The sequence below is a fragment of the Paenibacillus favisporus genome, from assembly GCF_040545415.1.
GTDB lineage: Bacteria > Bacillota > Bacilli > Paenibacillales > Paenibacillaceae > Paenibacillus_AQ > Paenibacillus_AQ favisporus.
This window is the reverse complement of record NZ_JBEPLV010000007.1, coordinates 270,819-288,371: the sequence shown is the minus strand read 5'-3', so window position 1 is coordinate 288,371 and position 17,553 is coordinate 270,819. Positions and strand designations below refer to the sequence as shown.

The window sequence follows — 17,553 nt, the reverse complement described above, 5'->3', positions numbered from 1 at the left end:
AGAAGGCATCTGGCCCCCATATAATGATGGAAACAAATTATCGATAATCGATAATAGCGGGAGGGATGATGGAACGTAAGTCAGCGAAACTATCGACCGACCGTTTTGAAAACGGTTACCTGACTGCCGTTACGTACGTGTTGGTCAAATCTGCGGTCTTGGATGATCGGCGAATGGAGACTGAGAGTCATGTCAAACAGCAGTTACATCCCTTTGGGGAATTCCATCAGCGAACAGATTTATTTGACGCTTAAGCGGGAAATTATCGCAGGCGAGCTGCAGCCGGGAACGCGGCTCATCGTGCTGGACATCGCGGGTAAATTTCAGGTCAGTCAGGCGCCTGTGCGCGAAGCGCTGGAGAGGATGAAGCAGGAAGGATTAATCAACGGCATTCCGAATAAAGGGTCGGTCGTTTCCAATATTACGTCGAAGGAGATCCGAGATATTTTCGTGCTCCGCGAAATTATTGAGGGTTACGCCGTGCGAACGTCTATGCCAACTTTATCGGAGGATGATTACGAGCAATTGGAAATGATTATCCGGTCGATGGAGGAAGCCGTCGAGCGCGATGACACGCTGGGCATCCTCGAGCTGGATATGGATTTTCACGGATTTTTCTACAAACGCTGCGACAATCAGGCTATTCTGGAGCTCTGGAACCAGATGAGGACGAAGGTGATGCGCTTTATGGCCATCTCCAATCGTCACCACACGACGGATTTGTTGGCCGAGTGGCACCGGCGGCTGATCACCGTCCTCCAGACAGGGGACGGGGACGCGGTTGAGGAGGCTTTTATCGAGCATATGCATGCCTATAAGTTCATCCATATGGACTAGAACCATGCCTCTCGTTCGTTATCCTTTCACAAAGGGGAAATGAAGCATGTTAAATGAACGTTTCTTGTTCGATGACCAGGATGTTATGACTTGGATGAGGGACCGTCTGCTAAGGCACCTCATTTCCGGCAAAGCGAATATGAAGGGGGAACTGAAGGAAAGCCTGTCCCGGCTTCGCCTGAACCCGTACTATACGTTTCCCGCCATTGCGTTATTGGAGCCGACCGCTCCTTATGACCATGAGCATGACCGCTTGGCATATCTTGAGAACATGCGCGCCGATCTTCAGGAGCGTGTGCCGGAAGGGAGCGTCGTCTTTCTGGACGAGGAAGGGAGGATCGGACTGCTGTTCTCCTGGGTTTCCAAAGAGGTGTTGGTCCGGGTGCAAGCGATGCTTCAACAGCGGTTCCCCCATCCGGTGAACATTGGAGTAGGTAAGCCATGCAGCCACTTGAGCGACATCCATCTCTCTTACCGGCAGGCTTCGGCTGCACTGAATAACAAGTTTTACCGCGGGACGGGCCAGATCATCCATTACAGCGAAATCCGCCGGATGGAGCCGGTCGGGCGCTACCCGGCTGAGAAGGAGAGAAAGCTGTACGCCAGCTTCCGCTCGGCCGCTACGGAGGCGGAGATCGCAGAAGCGGTGGACCAGTTTTATGCCGCGCTGCTGGAGAAGGGCCCGATCGACGTGACGAGCATGTATGAGCTGACGATCCGGATGCTGGTCGGTATCGAAAAAAGGGTGATTGCCGACGAAGGGAATGGAGGCGCTTACAAGCCGTTTGAAGCGACGTCGCTGGTGAAGATCGGCACGCTGGATGAACTGAAGCGCTATGTCACCCGGTTTCTGACCGGCCTGTGGGAGGTCTTTTCGCCCACGCTCAAAGAGAGCCATCGCAGCCTTATTAAAAAGACCATCCATTACATGGAGCAGGAATGCCAGTATGCTTCGCTGCAGAGCGTCGCGCAGAAGGTGTTCATTACGCCGACTTATTTGAGCCTGCTCTTCAAGACGAACACCGGCAAGACGTTCATTGAGCACCTGACCGAAATCCGGATCGACAAGGCCAAGGATATGCTGCGGACAACCCATTACAAAAACTATGAGGTTGCCGAAAAGGTCGGATACCAGGATTCCCGCTACTTCAGCCAAATTTTCAAAAAGAAGGTCGGTGTCTCCCCCAGCGAGTACCGGGAGTCGATCTGCAAATAGGCAGCGAAAAAAGGAAGCAGGCCATTCAGCCTGCCTCCTTTTTTCTTGTTGTGAGCCCGCTACAGCCGCACGTCGTTCCGCGGACCGTCGAGCTCATTTTTTCGGGCTTCCTCAAGCTCGGCCTCCCAGGTCAGATGCCGATACTCGGCGGCAGCCTCGTCGCTCTCAAACCACTGGGTGAAATCCTCCCACAGCGCCGTGGTCCAGGAGGCGTCGATCTGCGCAGTGGAATAGACGCCTTCCTTGAGCCGGACGAAGCCGAAGATGTCCCGCACCTGCGATTTCTCCGCCTGCACGGCCGTCAGCTCGGCCAGATGGGGAGGGATGAAGATGACGCCGGCCGGCGTGCCCAGCACCACGTCGCCCGGCAGGCAGATCGCCTTGCCGATCCGGGTCGGCACGTTCATGCCTACCATGGTGACTTCACCGATGGCCGTCGGGTCGCTTCCGCGGTAATAGACGTTGATGTTCTTGATTTCGGACACCTGCTGATTGTCGCGGATGCCGCCCCAGATCACGGCTCCGCCGCGCTTGGTGCGGGTGGAGATGGCCGTCGAGAGGTTGCCGCCGACATAGGTGCCGAGGTGGACCTTGTCGAACATATCGACCACGACGACGTCATCTTCAACCAGGGAATCGATCACCCACTGGTTGAAGAAGCCGCTGCGGCCTTCCTGTTCATGACCGTAGTTCAGCAGCGTCTCGTGCAGATCCGGCCGCTGAGGTACCATGACCGCGGTGACCGCGCGTCCCACCATGACCTGGTCGGGATGCACGATTTTGAAGGCGCCTTCAAACTGGAATTTGTAACCCCGGTGCCAGAGCGGCCCCCACGCTTCCTCCAGCGTAATTTTGCGGATTCTTCTCAGCACGTCTTCGGGCACCTTCGGCCGTCCGTTCTCGAACCGCTCGCCCTTCCACTGTGGCGTCAACTGAATGATATCTTCCGGATTGTCAAATTTCATTCCAAAATCCCTCCTCGATCAATGGATGCTTTCGAACCTAGTGCTTGATTCCATTGTTAAGGACGGATTCCGTTTTGTCGATGCGACTTTCTTTAGATGATCGAATTTATAAATTTTCAGCAGAGCTGATCCATCTGATCATCACACTGCTTCTCTATGACACACTCCAGATCTTACGCCATATGACACTCTCCAGATCTCAAACCAATCAACTGCTCCCTGGCACTCCGCAAATCTCAAATCATTCTGTCTTTTCTATAACACTCTCCAGAACATAAACCAAACGGGCTTTCTATGGCACTCTCCAGATCTTAAACCAATCAACTGCTCCCCGGCACTCCGCAAACCTCAAATCAATCGGTCTTTTCTCCCCACTGTCCATTTTCGATTAAGCTCTCGTACATTCTCTGTCCTTATCCAATAGACATATTCTTGTTTTGTTTTATAAAAGATGGACACGACACTATATACTTCTACGGGCGGCTAAAACGCAGATATCTCTACATCTTGTATTAACATCTAGATTCTAACCGATATGTGGGACGAGAACGGAGAGCAAAGATAGGGTGCGTTTGTCCACCTTTTGAAAGACAAAATCGCAATCTGTTCGTTGTCAGTGAACAATCTCCTGGAACGATACAAATCTAAGTTTTGTTCGTTATAAGTGAACCAACGCCATTGGAATTTACATCTAAAGTTACGTTTTTCTTTTGGCGTTTTCGGAGCACATCTCATTTTTACCACCTGAAGTTGAAGGAGCAGGGTGAGGCGCAGACGGATTTTAAAAAAACAAACATTATCGTAAAATCGTCGCCTTTAATCATGAAACCGCTTTCGAATAAAGTAGTACTACAATCATTTTTATGATGATGGAATGCAAGAGGGGAGGAAATGAAAAGGATGGTTGCAGAAACGAAAACGACAGCCGAAGCGGAAAAGACCCGACGCGCCGTCCGAAAGCGCGCAAAGACCGGGGATACCCATTTGGCGGGTTACATCTTTATTTCCCCGTGGCTCATCGGCTTTTTGCTGCTTACGCTGTGGCCTATCGCCCAATCGTTTTATTTGTCCTTTACCGACTACTCACTGCTGGAAGACCCCGTCTGGGTCGGAACCGAAAACTACGTCAACATTTTTACGAATGATTCGACCTTTACCAAATCGCTTAGCGTCACCTTTTTGTTCGTCCTGTTCTCCGTGCCGCTGAAGCTGTTCTTCTCGCTCCTCGTGGCTATGGCGCTGAACCAGAAGTTAAAAGGCATGAACCTGTACCGGACGGCCATCTATTTTCCTTCGCTGATCGGCGGAAGCATTGCGGTGGCAGCCCTGTGGCGCAACATGTTCGGCCTCGACGGCTATATCAACCAGGTGCTCGCCTGGTTCGGCATTCAGGGCGTAGGCTGGATTTCCAATCCCGACACTTCGCTTGGCACGCTCATTCTCCTGAACACCTGGCAATTCGGCTCGACGATGGTCATCTTCCTGGCCGGACTGAAGCAGATCCCGCAGGAGCTGTACGAATCCGCAGCCGTGGACGGCGCCGCGAAGATCCGCCGGTTCATCAGCATTACGCTGCCGATGCTGTCTCCCGTCATGTTTTTTAACCTGATCCTCGGTGTCATCGGCTCCTTCCAGACCTTTACCTCCGCGTTTATCATTACGAAGGGCGGTCCGGTCAACTCCACTTACGTGTACGCCTTGTATTTATACGAGAAGGCGTTCAAGCATTACCAGATGGGATATGCCTCGGCGCTGGCCTGGATCCTGCTCGCCATTGTCGCACTCCTGACCATCGTGAACTTCGCCGCATCCCGCTACTGGGTATTCTACGAATCGGAAGGAGGGGGAACGAAGTGAAGCTGAAGTCCAAGGTAACGAATCATCTGTTTCTCTCCTTGTTCTCGCTTCTTATGCTGTACCCGGTCATCTGGTGGGTCGGCGCTTCCCTGAAAAAGACCGAAGAGCTCAGCCTGCCGACGATCTGGCCCAAGACGCCGATATGGGAAAATTACAGCAAAGGCTGGCATTTCTCCAGCGAGTACACGTTCGCCCACTTCTTCGGCAATTCGCTCCTGATGGAGGTCGGCAACGTCTTCGGCGGGGTGCTGACCGCCGCCATCGTCGCTTACGGCTTCGGCCGGCTGAGCTTCAAGCTGCGGGGCTTCTGGTTTTCCATCCTGCTGCTGACGATGATGCTGCCCGGACAGGTAACGATCGTTCCGCAGTACATCCTCTTTAACAAGCTGGGCCTTGTGGACAGCTACGTGCCGCTGGTGCTGCCGCATTTTTTCGGCGGCGGGGCGTTCTTCATCTTCCTGCTGGTCCAGTTTATCCGGGGCATTCCCCGGGACCTCGACGAGGCAGCAAAAATCGACGGCGCGTCGGTGTACGGCATCTTCCTCCGGATCATTTTCCCGCTGATCAAGCCGGCGCTCATGACGGTCGCGATCTTCACCTTTATCTGGAGCTGGGACGATTTCTTCGCGCAGGTGCTGTACATCAGCTCGGTCGAAAAGTTTACGGTCGGCCTGGCGCTGCGGATGTTCATCGACCAGTTCGATATCCAATGGGGACAGCTGCTCGCCATGTCGCTGTTGTCTGTCCTCCCGTCCATGCTTATCTTTTTGTTTGCGCAAAAGCATTTTGTCGAGGGGATTGCGACGACCGGCCTCAAAGGGTAGCTTGGCTGCGTAATAAGATTCCACGAAAAAAATAGCTGATATAAAACGAAAGGGGAAACGGAAGATGATGAACATGAGACGAATGAGCCTGGTCTCGCTCCTGCTGGCGCTGCTCTTCGCGATCACGGCCTGCAGCGGCGGCGGAAAAGGAAGCGGCAGCGGAAAGACGCTGAGCATCATGTGGTGGGGACCAGACGAACGGCACGAAGCGACCAAAAAAGCGTTGGACTTGTACACGCAGCAGCATCCGGACGTAAAATTCAAGCCGGAATACATGGCTTGGGACGCCTACTGGCAAAAGCTGCCGACACTGGCGGCATCGAAATCGATTACCGATGTCCTTCAGATGGACGCCGCCTATTTGCAGGAGTACGTTAGCCGGGGGCAGCTGGAGGATTTGTCCGATATCGACCTGACCGGCATCGTGGATCCCGGCGTCCTCGAGAATTTGAAGATCGGCGGCAAGCTGTACGGCATTCCGCTCAGCCAGAACGCGCAGGGGATCGCCTTCAACAAGGAGGATTTGGCGAAATACGGCATCCCGCTGCCGCATAAAGACTGGACGTACGACGAGTATTTCCAATGGGCAAAGGACGCCCGCGCCAAGCTGCCGGAGGGCAAGTATCCGATCGGCGACACGACGACATGGGACGGCTTCAACTACTACCAGACGGCGATGGGCAAGCCGCCGATCATGGCTGACGGAGGCAAGACGTTCACGATGGATAAAGACCTGTTCATGAAGTTCTACCAAACCTATGAACAGTTCCGCAAGGACAAAATCGTGCCTCCGGCGGACCAGGCGGCCTCGTTCCTGGAGAACGACCCGCAGGCGGATCCGATGGCTTCCGGCGTCGTCATGACCCGGGGAGCGACAACCGGCTCGGTCAGCGCGCTGGAGCAGCTGATGCCGGGTAAAGTAGGTGTCGTCAATATGCCGACCGGTCCGGCCGGCGGGGGCTGGGCACAGTCGACTATTTTCCTCAGCGTCAGCGCCAATTCGAAGAACAAGGAAGAGGCAAAAAATTTCGTCAAATGGTTCGTGACGGATAAGGATGCGGGAAAAACACTCGGACTGACCCGCGGCATTCCGATCAACCCGGAAATTTACAAGGAGCTCGAGCCGAATTTGGAAGCGAAGGATAAGCTCGGCAAGGAAATTTACGATCAGTCCGTCGACAAAGCGCTGCCGTTCTACTCGCCGGCTCCCGGATTCACGGAATGGGTGGATGCCTACAAGAAAGAGATGGACGCAGTCACGTTCGGCCAGCAGAGCCTGGAGCAGGCCTTCGACAAAATCGACAAGCTCGGCAAAGAGCTGGCAGCCAAAGCAGGAAGCTGAGCCGGGGAAGCATCGCCTTTCGGGAAATGGAGCTCCCGAAAGGCGACCCCTGTGACGAATCTTCCTAATGTACCGTTAAACCGGGAGCAGCACGGGGCGGTGGCAATATCAATCGGCGGGGACACCGTATGAAAAAGCTTCTCTGTTCGTGAGACGGTGCTGCTGTTATCCTGAATTGATATTCTAATTTTTATGAGTAAGCTAATGAGAAAGAGGTGTTCATTCCATGCAATTGGCGGAATTTTTCTCTTCGCAGCCGAACCGGCTGTGGCATTTGGCGAAGCAGATGAACGTGAACTATGCGGTTGGCGGCCTGCCGTGGGAAGAGAAGTCGGAGAAGCCGTGGGATCTGATGCCGCTGATCCGAATGAAGCAGCGGTACGCCGACTTCGGACTGACGCTGTCCGTCATCGAATCGATGCCGCCGAGCAACAACATCAAGCTCGGGACGCCCGGGCGCGACGAGGAGATCGAGATTTTTCAGCAGTTCATCGTCAACATGGGTGCCGCCGGCATTCCTGTGCTCTGCTACAACTTCATGGCGCAGTTTAACTGGTTCCGCACCTCGACGACAACCCGCACGCGCGGCGGGGCGCTCGTATCAAGCTACGACCACAGCCTGATGGCGGATGCCCCGCTGACGGAGGCCGGCATCGTCACTGAGGCGCAGCTGTGGGAGAACTTGCACTATTTCCTGGAAAAAATCGTGCCTGTTGCCGAATCCGCGCAGGTGAAGCTGGCGCTCCATCCAGATGATCCGCCGATCTCGCCGATCCGCGGCGTGTCGCGGATTCTGACGAGCGCGGCCGCGCTGCAGCGGGCGATCGATCTGGTGCCGAGCGCATACAGCGGCATGACGATGTGCCAAGGAACGCTGGCGACGGCGGGCGAGGACATTCCGGCGGTCATCCGCCAGTTCGCCGGCCAGAAGAAGCTGTTCTTCGTCCACTTCCGCGACGTGAAGGGTACGCCGGAGAAGTTCGAGGAGACCTTCCACGACGACGGCAAGACGGATATGCTCGAAGCGATGAAGACCTATTACGAGGTCGGCTTCGACGGGCCGGCTAGACCGGACCATGTCCCGACGATGGAAGGCGAGGACAATACGAACCCGGGATATGAGCTGCTAGGCCGCCTGTACGGCGTCGGCTATATCACCGGACTGATGGAAGCGGCGGCCAAGATGAGCCGGGCTTCGGTGACGCTTTTAAACGGTAAAAGTTAGAGAGGAAGCACTTTATGCGAAGGTATCAACCATCAGGCACGGATCTGCCGGTCCCTGCCTGATGGGCTTCGCGTGATGGATCTGACTACAAAATACACGTTGGTTAAAGAAGCATTGAAATAGAATCAAGGCATATCTTTTCCGCCATTCACAGGAACATAGGAGCCGGTGATAAAGCCGGATCTCTCACTCGCATATAATGCGATCGCCTTCGCAATATCTTCCGGCTGGCCGATCCTTCTTAACGGCGTTTGTGTAATCATAGCATTTCGAAAGGATTCAATTTGTTCCCTCGACGCTTCAGTTTCAACAGCACCCGGCGAAATAACGTTTGCTGTAATACCAAACTCGCCGAATTCCTGAGCGATGAATTTCGCAAATTGGACCAGGGCGGCTTTTGCCGTGCCGTGCGCTATAAAGCCCATTCCGGGAGTTTTCGCCACACTGCTGGCAACGTAGATGATTCGCCCGTATCGATTGTGCCGCATGAATGGGATAACCGATTGCGTCAAATGAAAGGCGGCTTGAATTTCGCCATTCAGCTTCTCGGACATTTCGTCCCATTTCATGTCAAGGAAAGGTTTGACGGCAAAGGAAATATGAGCATTGCTGACCAGTACATCCAGCGTTCCCCACCGATCAATAATCTGCTTCGTCATAGAATCCACATGCTCACGATCACGGACATCGCCCTGCAGCTTGATGGCTTCCCCGCCAAGCTGCTCAATTTCATGTACGGTTCTGTCTGCTGCAGCATGGTCCGAATAGTAGTTGACGGCAACCTTCATGCCCATACCGGCCAATTCCTTTGCCGTGGCTGCTCCGATCCCTTTCCCGGCTCCTGTAACCCATGCCACCCCTCGTTCTTGCACCATATCCAACAACTCCTCACATTGGTTCTGTAAATTGATGGATCAACTTGTTAAGCAATTGCGAGAATTGCTTCAGCTCTTCTTCCGTAAATGCATTCACAACCTGGTTATCCAGTTCGGTCAGCGCGACTTCCAGCTCCTGCAATTTCTCGTTTCCCAATGGGGTCAGCTCTACATAAACATAACGTTTATCCGCTGGTCCCTGATATGTTCTGACAAGACCTGAACCCTTCATGCGTTCAACCATTTTAGTAATGTTCTGTTTGGTCACCATAGTCCTTGCGCACAAATCGCCTAGCGACGTTTTGTCCGTTTTCGCAATAGCGCTGAGGATCAGCCATTGCTGTACGCTCGTCAGCTTACATTTGGATACGATCTCACCTCCTCGCCGGGATAAAAGATTCGTGGCTTTAAATGTGTTTGAAATCAAGTCCATACCTTGGTGGTTCATTATTCATGGCTCCTATTGAAATAGTCAACTAGTTGACAGTATAGTTTTATTGTAAAAACATTAGCTTGGAAATGTCAAACATGATTCCATCCGGATGGATGTCCCGTGTACTGTTCGCCAGGCTATGGGGGGGGGCACGGCAATTCGGTACCGTTTTGCTCCCGCGCCTTGCCTTGGTCATCCATACGAGAAAAAACCACCCGCACAGCGTTCCTCCGTGCGGGTGGTTCGTATTGCCGCCAGTCGTCAGCTCCACAGCCGGTCGTTGGAATAAAACTTGTTCCACTGGTCGGTCGACTCCCAGATTCCGCCGATCTCCGGGTGAACATGTTCTTCCAGCACCTCGTCGTTCAGATCGTCGATGCCGAGACCGGGCGCATCCGTCAGCGTGATGTACCCGTTCTGGACGAGTTTATCCGGCAGCCTGCTGCCGATGACGATGTCATCCCACCAATCCACTTCGCAGGAATGGTATTCGAGCGCAAGGAAGTTTTCGGTCGCGGCGGCGACATGGGCGGCCGCAAGGCAGGCGATCGGACTCTCCGCCATATGGATCGCCATGGCGACGCCGTAGTCCTGGGCCATGTCGCCGATTTTCTTCGTTTCCAGAATGCCGCCGGTAGTCAGGACGTCGGGATGGATGACGGAGACGCCGCCCGCTTCAAGCAGCGGCTTGAAATTCTCCTTCAGATAGATGTCCTCGCCCGTGCAGATCGGAGTGGTGACGGCCCGGGACAGCTGGGCGTACTGCTGTGTGTACTGCCAAGGAATCATGTCTTCCATCCAGGCCAGGTTGAATTTGTCGATGCGCCGGCCCAGCTTGATGCAGTCCTGAAGCCCGATATGGCCGAAATGGTCGATGGCGAGGGGCACCTGGTAGCCGATGACGGAGCGGACGTCCGCAACGTACTGCTCGAGCATGTCGAGTCCTTTTTCCGTGACATGAATGCCGGTTAAGGGATGGGGAATGTTGTAGATATCGTAGTGACGGTTCGTAATTTCCCGCAGCTCGTCTTCCGACAAACCGTCGAAGTTCTGATTGTAGCGGCGCTTCGACTTTTCCCTCATCTCCTCCAGGAAACCAAGCGGAGCGCTCAGCGTGCCCGGCTCATTAATGATCTGTCCGATGCCGAGGTCCATTTTCAGGAAGGTGAAGCCGGCGTCCATCCGTTTCTTCAGCGCTTCACCCATCGCCTTGCCGGTATCCTTGCCGACGACCTCCGTATCGCAGTACATGCGGATTTTATCGCGGAATTTGCCGCCAAGCATTTGATAGACCGGCACCCCGTAGGCTTTGCCGGCCAAGTCCCACAGCGCGAGCTCGATTCCGCTGACGCCGCCGCCCTGGCGGGCATGGCCGCCGAACTGCTTGATCCGCCGGAACAGCTTGTCGATGTTGCAAGGATTTTCGCCGAGCAGCCGGCTCTTCAGCATGAGGGCGTATACTTTGTCCGCGCCGTCGCGGACCTCCCCGAAGCCGACGAGCCCCTGGTTGGTATACACCTTGATCAGGCTGCTGTGAAAAGGCCCCCCGACGATATCGGTGAAGCGGATGTCCGTAATCTTCAGCTCCGAGGGTCTCGAAGCGGTGCTTACATGGGCCAAAGTTTGCTCGTAGGACTCTTTGTTAATCATGAAATCACTCCCCCTATTGGATGGTTCGTTACAGCAGCATGCTCCCGCCGTCCAGACGAATGGCCGAGCCCGTCAAATATTCGCTTTCGTCCGAGGCGATGAAGGCGGCGAGCTTGGCGACATCGAGCGGGACGCCAACGCGCCCCATCGGGAATTTGGCCAGTTGGCGCTTGCGCCGCTCCTCCAGCTTCTTCTGCGCATCGGGATCGTCCGCTAATATGCGCTCATATTTGCCGACGTCGACGGCTCCCGGCTCGATCATGTTCACCGTGATGCCGTACGGGGCCAGCTCGATAGCGCTTTCCCTTCCCAGCATCCGGATCGCGCCTTTCGTCATCGCGTAGACGGGATCGAAGTCGGTCGGCCGCTTCGCATGCACCGAAGAGATGAGAATGATGCGGCCTGCGCCTTTCTGCTTCATGGCCGGAACGACGGCCTGAATGCACTGCCAGTAGCCCTTCACGTTCGTATTCATCATGCGGCTGAACGTCTCTTCATCGTGCTTGAACAGGTCGTAGTTCAGCTGCACGGCGGCATTGTTCACCAGGATGTCGATGCTCCCGCCGCGCTGCTCGACCTCCCTTACCATCGCGATAATCTCGTCCTGCCTGGCGACGTCCGCCTGAACGATGAAACAGTCACCGCCGGCCTCGTCGATCCGCCGCTTCGTTTCAAGGGCGCCGGCTTCGCTGCGGTTATAGTGGACTGCGACCCTTGCGCCTCTGCGTGCGAACTCCAGCGCAATTCCCTGGCCGATGCCGGTTCCCGCTCCCGTCACAAGGGCGACTTTGCCTGCTATGCTCATGGCGAATCGCCTCCCTTTGGCCGTTTCATTTTATGGTCCATATAGTGCAGCAGGAAACCGCCGTCCAGCCGGAGATCCGCGCCGTTCAAGTAGCGGGCTTCCGCGGAGGCGAGAAAGCCTGCGGCATGGGCGATATCCTCAGCGCTTCCCAGCTGCCCGCTCGGCACCTTGGTTTCGTAGCTGTGATACAGCGTCGTAAGCCTGCTGTGGAAGCGTTCATCATCGCCTTCTACTGGCCCCGCCTCAATCGTATTGACGCGGATGCCGTGCCGGCCGAGCTCCAGAGCCGCTTCCTTCGCCAGCATTTTGACGGCTCCCTTGGACGCGCTGTAGACAAAGGAAGATCCGGTCGGCTTCTCGGCATGGATTGACGAAACAAAGACGATGCAGCCCGACTGCCGGGATGCCATCGCCTTTCCTGCGGCTTGTGCGCACAGAAAGGCGGACTTCGCATTCGCATGCATCACTTCTTGAAACAGCGCCTCCGAACAAGTCTCGACGGAAGCGGGGGCGAGCAGATCGTTATTGTGGACCAGGACGTCCAGTCCGCCGAGCTCCCGCTCCGCGGTCTCGACCAGCTGGTTCGCGCATGCTCCGACGCTCAGGTCGAGGCTCGCCACGATGACATTCGAGCCTGCGGCCCGGGCTGCAGTGATATCAGCTGCCGCCTCGGCGCCGCCGGATGCGCTGTTCAGCACGAGATGGGCGCCGCCGGCCGAAAAACGCCGGATCATGGCTCTGCCAACAGGAGTGTCTGCGTCCGTGATCAGGACAACTTGTGCAGAATGATTCATAAATCACCTCCGGATAGAGCGGTACTTATGGCTGTCGGTACGTTCAACTTCATCATAAAAGGTTGGCGCTGCCGGCTTCGAGATGTGAATCTTACGATTTTGTTTGATTTCTTTCAAAAGGGGAGGGAAGAGGGAATTGCGAAGCAGCCTGAGCGGCGGATCTAAACCGGAAGCATGAAAAAAGCGGCTCCCGGAGCGAAAGCTGCCCTGTACGGGAAGCCTACGCAAGCCGGATGCCGCTTGTTCGGACCATGCTTTTAGCCTAGTCCTAGTCTAATGCCTATTGGGAAAGCGTCACGCTTCTATTACACCGGTTGCTTATACCGGCTGCTGCTGTTGTTGCTGCTGCTCCTTGCGCCATTCCTGGACCGCCTGGTCAAGACGCTTCATCGCTTCCTCGACCAGGGAGCGGGAGCAGGCAATGTTCAGGCGCATGAAGCCTTCGCCTTCCTTGCCAAAAGCAGAACCCTTGTTCAGGGCAAGCTTGGCTTTGTTCAGCAGAAATTGTTCCAGGTCGTCGGGTGACATCTGCAGCGCGCGGAAATCGAGCCACATCAAGTACGTCGCTTCAGGTACCCGGGTTTTGATTTCCGGAATATGTTCACCCAAATATTGACTCACATACTCCATGTTCGCTTTCATGTACACCAGCGCTTCGTCCAGCCAAGCCTTGCCGTCATTGTAGGCGGCTTGGGTGGCTGCGCTGCCGAGCGTGCTGATCGAATTGACATGATAGAGCTCAAGCGTCTTTTTGAACCGGCGCCGGATGGAATCGTTCGGAATGATGATATTCGAAGTATTCAGCCCGGCAATATTAAACGTTTTGCTCGGCGCAGTACAAATGATGCAGTTCTCCTGAATCTCCTCGGACAAGCTGGCGAACGGAATATGGGTCCCTTCTTCATAAACCAGGTCCGCATGGATTTCGTCGGACACCATCAGAATACCGCGCTCCATGCAGAGCTTCGCAACCGCCTCCAGCTCTTCGCGCCGCCATACTCTGCCGACCGGATTGTGCGGGCTGCACAGGATGAACAGCTTGACCTGATCGTCAAGGCTCTGCTCGAGCGCTTCGAGGTCCATCGTATAATACCCGTCCTGCTCCTTCAGCGGGTTCTGCACCAGCTCCCGGCCGTGATCGGTGACGACGCTGTAAAAAGGAGGGTACACCGGCGTCTGGATGGCAACCTTGTCTCCCGGCTCGGTAAAAGCCTGCACGATGAAGCTGAGGGCGGGCACGACGCCTGGGCAGAAGACGATCCATTCCTTGTCGATGGACCACCGATGGCGGCTCTTCATCCAGTCCGCGACGGCCTGATTATACGCATCAGACTGCATCGTATAGCCGAATACTCCGTGTTCTACGCGGCTGTTCAGCGCGGAAATGACCGAGTCGGGTGCGGCAAAATCCATGTCGGCTACCCACATCGGAAGGACGTCGGACACGCCGAAGATCCGCTTCAGGTCGTCCCATTTAAAACTATCTGTATTTATACGTTCGATTGGTTGATGAAAGTTCAAGCTGTTCTCCTCCTTGGAAGGTCATTCAAAAGTACGTCTATCCACGAATATAATCATAACAGATACAGGCAAGTTTTTGGGTACACATCAGCTTTGAAAACCATCCTGCATCTCAAGTACAATGAACGCATGAGGAATGACGCCTACGGGTTATCCGAAAGGAGGAAGGACATGCAGCTGATCGCCATGCTGACCATGCTGATCGATCATGCAGGGATCGTGTTTTTTCCGGATCAAATTTGGCTGAGGGTGATCGGAAGGATCGCATTTCCGATTTACGCCTATGCACTCGTACAGGGACATTATTTTACCCGAAGCCGGACCAAATATTTATTCAGGCTGTTTATACTGGCGCTGCTCTCCCAAATTCCATACCAGCTGGCTCTGGACCCGGACGGGCTGAACGTGGTCGTCACGCTGTTCGTGGCAGCCGCCGTCCTGCAAATTCTGGAGCGCAATCTGTCCATGGCGGCCAAAGCCGGGATTGTTCTGGCCTTTTGCGTTCTGATGGAAGGGTTCCCGTTTGATTACGGAGCATACGGCCTGCTGCTGGTGATTGCCTTCCGGTATGCTTCCTCCGAGAAACTGCTGGGTGCCCATCTGCTGCTGAACATACTGTATTTGATAGCATTCGGAGCAGGGGCTGTTCTGCAGATGCTGAGCATCGTACCGACCCTGGTGATTGTATACGGGCCTTATTTATGGAAAAAGATCGAGCAGGCCAGAGTTAGGGCATGGGTGTGGCGGTCGTTTTATCCGCTGCATCTGACCGTGCTGGCTGTGCTGCAGCGGCTGGATGCTTAATGCACCAGCCTTTTTTCGTTGGAAATATTTAGAGTTACCCTATTTACAAACCGATGGTCGGTATTTATAATGGTGCTAACAAACCAAGGGAAAAGGTGATGAAATGGCTCCTTTGATTGGATTGATCGTTTCGCTGTTAGGGTTTCGCTTGATGGGATGGCTGGGCTGGGAGTATATGAATGACTGGATCATCAGTCTGCGCTTTGCGGTAGCCGTCATGTTTTTGCTGACCGCATCGGCCCATTGGGGCAAACGCCGCGCGGAGCTGGTCGCCATGGTACCGCCGCGGTTCGCGCAGCCGGGCGCGTTGGTTACGCTGACGGGTTGGCTGGAAATCGCCGGCGCCGTCGGCATGATGATTCCGATCATGGCCGAGGCGGCTTCCACCGGGCTCGCGCTGATGCTGCTGGCCATGTTTCCGGCCAACGTATACGCGGCGAATAACCGTCTGACTCTGGACGGCAGAGCGGTGATGCCGCTTGTCCCGCGAACCGTGCTGCAGGTCGTTTTTTTGGCTGCCGTACTCGCTGCGGGCTGGCTCCCGCCGGGAGCATGGGCATGACGGATTGGAACTAAATCAGGAGGAGGATGGAGATGAAACAGGAAGAAAGACGCGAGCAGACGATGAAACTGCTGCTGGATACAACCGAGGAGCTCATTTTGGAGAAGGGCTGCACCAAGACGACGCTCAGCGATATTATGGCAAGAACCGGCTTGTCCAAGGGTGCCATATTCCACTATGTATCCGGCAAGGATGAACTGTTCGTAAAGGTCCTAGAGGCTAAGCTGGAGGAGACGAATACGAGCTTCATGGACGCGGTAGATACCCCTGCAGTAAAGGAATTCGACGGGCCGATGAATGCGATCGCGCAGAGCCTGCCCAAGCTGGAGAGCCGGGAAGATGTGAGCAACCTCATCATGATGTATTTGATCGGGAAAAGCGATCAGCCGGAAGCGGCCGGCATCGTCGCGGACTTTTACCGGCAGGCGGTCGCCACGTCCAAGAAGTGGATCGTCATGGGCCAGGAGTCCGGGGTCATCCCTTCATCGGTCAATGCCGACCAGGCGGCGGAGCTGTTTGAACTGCTCTCCTTTGGGCTGCGGATGCGCAGCCTGATCGGAGTTCGCAGCACAGGGTTCGGCATTCAGGACTTCTCGGAGCTGATTATGCGGACGCTGCGGCCGGACCGTCAAGGAGGTGCTCCGACGTCATGACGCTGCTCCTGTTTCTGCATATTGCCGGAAGCTTGCTTTTCTTGGGCAATATCATTACGGCTGCCTTTTGGAAAGTCCGCGCCGACGTCCGGGGCGATGCCGCGGAGATTCACCGCACCGTGAACAACGTGATGCTCGCCGATTATGCGTTTACGCTGCCTGGGCTGCTGCTCTTGATCGTCACCGGGAGCCTGATGGCCGCCAAAGGAGGCTATTCGCTGGCAGGTCTGAACTGGCTCACGGCCTCGCTAATCCTGTTCGGGATCACCGGCGTGCTGTGGCTGGCCGTACTGATCCCGTTGCAGCGGGGTATGATTCGGCTCAGCCGGCAGGCGCTCGAAAACGGGACGATCTCCGCAGCTTACAAGAAGTTATCGGCGTATTGGGCGGTTTTCGGCATTCTTGCCACCTTGCTGCCGCTTTTTATATTGTACTTCATGGTCAGCAAGCCTTTTTAAAATGAGGCGCAAACGACCGGCCGTTATGTATAACGGCCGGTTTTTGGTTTGCCGATAAGGGGAGACAAGAGGCCGTCGCCAGCAGCTGCAGGGTCCGCAAAAATGAGGGTATAGGTGCGGTTTTTATGGAAAGAAATAGAGCATACCTTAAATAAAACGCCAAAATGGCTGGCAGACCCCGAAAAGCGCAGTGTCTGGGCATTTTCCGGTTCAAAGATGTACAATAAGGGAAGTGCGGATCAGACCGGAAAGATTCCTTCGACTTGATTCAGGGGAAATAAAATTCGGGATGGCGATTTCCCTTTGGCCTGCACCTCGATGAAGTCGGAACCGATGAGCACCAGCTTCATGTTGGAAAAGGCTTTGCCGGACTGGAATACCGTCCGGATTCCGACGCGGCGGAACACCGCCGGCGGCTTGACGTCAAAGACGCGGATGGTCTGCAGGCTGAGCGGAACGAACAGCTCTCCCTGAACGCGGATAAAGCTGCTTTTATACACATGCTGCAGCCGCCCCGGCTCCAGACCCAGGCCTGCGCCGTTGATTTCCACCAGATGCCCGGTAAATTTGGCAAGACGCTCCTGCAGGGTTATATTTCTTTTAAACTTCGTGAGCAGCACTTGGATCCCTCCGATGAACGTTTACTGCATTGTATGCCCTGAACTGGGCGGGTGCTTCGACTTTTTGAAGAGAATCACAAGCCGTTTTACGCAGGTACAGCAAAGACGGCTT

At 54.9% G+C, this 17,553-nt stretch carries 18 protein-coding genes; 10 read left to right on the top strand and 8 right to left on the bottom strand.

The window, feature by feature from the left end; translation table 11 throughout:
* Nucleotides 1–189: 189 nt before the first annotated feature.
* Complete coding sequence (locus ABID47_RS27650) at nucleotides 190–837, top strand: GntR family transcriptional regulator (RefSeq protein ID WP_076173642.1); 648 nt, start codon at nucleotides 190–192, stop codon at nucleotides 835–837.
* A 46-nt stretch (nucleotides 838–883) separates the two neighbouring features.
* A complete protein-coding gene (locus ABID47_RS27645; RefSeq protein ID WP_076173643.1) occupies nucleotides 884–2,053 on the top strand; it encodes a helix-turn-helix domain-containing protein in 1,170 nt (389 codons plus the stop codon).
* Between the two features lie 59 nt (nucleotides 2,054–2,112).
* Here the strand turns inward: ABID47_RS27645 and ABID47_RS27640 are convergent, their stop codons facing one another.
* Nucleotides 2,113–3,018 (bottom strand): RraA family protein, encoded by a 906-nt coding sequence (locus ABID47_RS27640; protein ID WP_116234069.1) that lies wholly within the window; start codon nucleotides 3,016–3,018, stop codon nucleotides 2,113–2,115.
* A gap of 891 nt (nucleotides 3,019–3,909) precedes the next feature.
* On the opposite strand from ABID47_RS27640, the gene ABID47_RS27635 reads away from it, so the two are divergent.
* The 4 genes from ABID47_RS27635 (at nucleotide 3,910) to ABID47_RS27620 (ending at nucleotide 8,266) form a co-directional block, all read left to right on the top strand.
* Nucleotides 3,910–4,875 (top strand): carbohydrate ABC transporter permease, encoded by a 966-nt coding sequence (locus ABID47_RS27635; protein WP_374954734.1) that lies wholly within the window; start codon nucleotides 3,910–3,912, stop codon nucleotides 4,873–4,875.
* A gap of 53 nt (nucleotides 4,876–4,928) precedes the next feature.
* A complete protein-coding gene (locus ABID47_RS27630) occupies nucleotides 4,929–5,699 on the top strand; it encodes a carbohydrate ABC transporter permease (protein ID WP_354501966.1) in 771 nt (256 codons plus the stop codon).
* A gap of 64 nt (nucleotides 5,700–5,763) precedes the next feature.
* Nucleotides 5,764–7,041, top strand: a complete 1,278-nt coding sequence (locus ABID47_RS27625) for an ABC transporter substrate-binding protein (RefSeq protein WP_354501600.1) — start codon at nucleotides 5,764–5,766, stop codon at nucleotides 7,039–7,041.
* Nucleotides 7,042–7,267: 226 nt separating this feature from the next.
* Complete coding sequence (locus ABID47_RS27620; RefSeq protein ID WP_354501597.1) at nucleotides 7,268–8,266, top strand: mannonate dehydratase; 999 nt, start codon at nucleotides 7,268–7,270, stop codon at nucleotides 8,264–8,266.
* Between the two features lie 125 nt (nucleotides 8,267–8,391).
* On the opposite strand, the gene ABID47_RS27615 is transcribed toward ABID47_RS27620, so the two are convergent.
* The 6 genes from ABID47_RS27615 to ABID47_RS27590 all read right to left on the bottom strand — a co-directional run bounded on the left by ABID47_RS27615 (nucleotide 8,392) and on the right by ABID47_RS27590 (nucleotide 14,344).
* On the bottom strand, nucleotides 8,392–9,141 hold the full coding sequence (locus ABID47_RS27615) for an SDR family oxidoreductase (protein ID WP_145142059.1): 750 nt from the start codon (nucleotides 9,139–9,141) through the stop codon (nucleotides 8,392–8,394).
* A 13-nt stretch (nucleotides 9,142–9,154) separates the two neighbouring features.
* Nucleotides 9,155–9,589, bottom strand: a complete 435-nt coding sequence (locus ABID47_RS27610) for a MarR family winged helix-turn-helix transcriptional regulator (RefSeq protein WP_163881667.1) — start codon at nucleotides 9,587–9,589, stop codon at nucleotides 9,155–9,157.
* Between the two features lie 246 nt (nucleotides 9,590–9,835).
* Entirely contained in the window at nucleotides 9,836–11,224 is a 1,389-nt protein-coding gene (locus ABID47_RS27605) for a mandelate racemase/muconate lactonizing enzyme family protein (RefSeq protein ID WP_354501593.1), read from the bottom strand.
* A gap of 28 nt (nucleotides 11,225–11,252) precedes the next feature.
* Nucleotides 11,253–12,029, bottom strand: coding sequence for an SDR family NAD(P)-dependent oxidoreductase (locus tag ABID47_RS27600; RefSeq protein ID WP_354501590.1), 777 nt, complete (start codon nucleotides 12,027–12,029; stop codon nucleotides 11,253–11,255).
* Complete coding sequence (locus ABID47_RS27595; RefSeq protein WP_354501587.1) at nucleotides 12,026–12,823, bottom strand: SDR family NAD(P)-dependent oxidoreductase; 798 nt, start codon at nucleotides 12,821–12,823, stop codon at nucleotides 12,026–12,028. The genes ABID47_RS27600 and ABID47_RS27595 overlap by 4 nt, the downstream gene beginning before the upstream one ends.
* A gap of 318 nt (nucleotides 12,824–13,141) precedes the next feature.
* Nucleotides 13,142–14,344 (bottom strand): MalY/PatB family protein, encoded by a 1,203-nt coding sequence (locus tag ABID47_RS27590; protein ID WP_145948712.1) that lies wholly within the window; start codon nucleotides 14,342–14,344, stop codon nucleotides 13,142–13,144.
* 171 nt (nucleotides 14,345–14,515) lie between these two features.
* Here ABID47_RS27590 and ABID47_RS27585 point away from each other — a divergent pair, with 171 nt between their 5' ends.
* From ABID47_RS27585 to ABID47_RS27570, 4 genes are all read left to right on the top strand, one after another.
* Nucleotides 14,516–15,148: a TraX family protein gene (locus ABID47_RS27585; protein WP_354501583.1), complete on the top strand. Its 633-nt coding sequence runs from the start codon at nucleotides 14,516–14,518 to the stop codon at nucleotides 15,146–15,148.
* 103 nt (nucleotides 15,149–15,251) lie between these two features.
* Nucleotides 15,252–15,710: a DoxX family protein gene (locus tag ABID47_RS27580; RefSeq protein ID WP_145029420.1), complete on the top strand. Its 459-nt coding sequence runs from the start codon at nucleotides 15,252–15,254 to the stop codon at nucleotides 15,708–15,710.
* 32 nt (nucleotides 15,711–15,742) lie between these two features.
* Entirely contained in the window at nucleotides 15,743–16,363 is a 621-nt protein-coding gene (locus tag ABID47_RS27575; RefSeq protein WP_354501580.1) for a TetR/AcrR family transcriptional regulator, read from the top strand.
* Complete coding sequence (locus ABID47_RS27570; protein WP_354501577.1) at nucleotides 16,360–16,821, top strand: DUF2269 family protein; 462 nt, start codon at nucleotides 16,360–16,362, stop codon at nucleotides 16,819–16,821. Before ABID47_RS27575 ends, ABID47_RS27570 begins: the two co-directional genes overlap by 4 nt.
* A 239-nt stretch (nucleotides 16,822–17,060) precedes the next feature.
* Here the strand turns inward: ABID47_RS27570 and ABID47_RS27565 are convergent, their stop codons facing one another.
* Nucleotides 17,061–17,441: a hypothetical protein gene (locus tag ABID47_RS27565; RefSeq protein ID WP_240913397.1), complete on the bottom strand. Its 381-nt coding sequence runs from the start codon at nucleotides 17,439–17,441 to the stop codon at nucleotides 17,061–17,063.
* Between the last annotated feature and the right edge of the window lie 112 nt (nucleotides 17,442–17,553).

Excerpts from the sequence above, each read along its gene's own strand:
- ABID47_RS27650 (WP_076173642.1), top strand. The coding sequence starts at position 190 with ATGTCAAACAGCAGTTACATCCCTTTGGGGAATTCCATCAGCGAACAG.
- ABID47_RS27645 (WP_076173643.1), top strand. The coding sequence starts at position 884 with ATGTTAAATGAACGTTTCTTGTTCGATGACCAGGATGTTATGACTTGG.
- ABID47_RS27640 (WP_116234069.1), bottom strand. The coding sequence starts at position 3,018 with ATGAAATTTGACAATCCGGAAGATATCATTCAGTTGACGCCACAGTGG.
- ABID47_RS27635 (WP_374954734.1), top strand. The coding sequence starts at position 3,910 with ATGAAAAGGATGGTTGCAGAAACGAAAACGACAGCCGAAGCGGAAAAG.
- ABID47_RS27630 (WP_354501966.1), top strand. The coding sequence starts at position 4,929 with ATGCTGTACCCGGTCATCTGGTGGGTCGGCGCTTCCCTGAAAAAGACC.
- ABID47_RS27625 (WP_354501600.1), top strand. The coding sequence starts at position 5,764 with ATGATGAACATGAGACGAATGAGCCTGGTCTCGCTCCTGCTGGCGCTG.
- ABID47_RS27620 (WP_354501597.1), top strand. The coding sequence starts at position 7,268 with ATGCAATTGGCGGAATTTTTCTCTTCGCAGCCGAACCGGCTGTGGCAT.
- ABID47_RS27615 (WP_145142059.1), bottom strand. The coding sequence starts at position 9,141 with ATGGTGCAAGAACGAGGGGTGGCATGGGTTACAGGAGCCGGGAAAGGG.
- ABID47_RS27610 (WP_163881667.1), bottom strand. The coding sequence starts at position 9,589 with ATGAACCACCAAGGTATGGACTTGATTTCAAACACATTTAAAGCCACG.
- ABID47_RS27605 (WP_354501593.1), bottom strand. The coding sequence starts at position 11,224 with ATGATTAACAAAGAGTCCTACGAGCAAACTTTGGCCCATGTAAGCACC.
- ABID47_RS27600 (WP_354501590.1), bottom strand. The coding sequence starts at position 12,029 with ATGAGCATAGCAGGCAAAGTCGCCCTTGTGACGGGAGCGGGAACCGGC.
- ABID47_RS27595 (WP_354501587.1), bottom strand. The coding sequence starts at position 12,823 with ATGAATCATTCTGCACAAGTTGTCCTGATCACGGACGCAGACACTCCT.
- ABID47_RS27585 (WP_354501583.1), top strand. The coding sequence starts at position 14,516 with ATGCAGCTGATCGCCATGCTGACCATGCTGATCGATCATGCAGGGATC.
- ABID47_RS27580 (WP_145029420.1), top strand. The coding sequence starts at position 15,252 with ATGGCTCCTTTGATTGGATTGATCGTTTCGCTGTTAGGGTTTCGCTTG.
- ABID47_RS27575 (WP_354501580.1), top strand. The coding sequence starts at position 15,743 with ATGAAACAGGAAGAAAGACGCGAGCAGACGATGAAACTGCTGCTGGAT.
- ABID47_RS27570 (WP_354501577.1), top strand. The coding sequence starts at position 16,360 with ATGACGCTGCTCCTGTTTCTGCATATTGCCGGAAGCTTGCTTTTCTTG.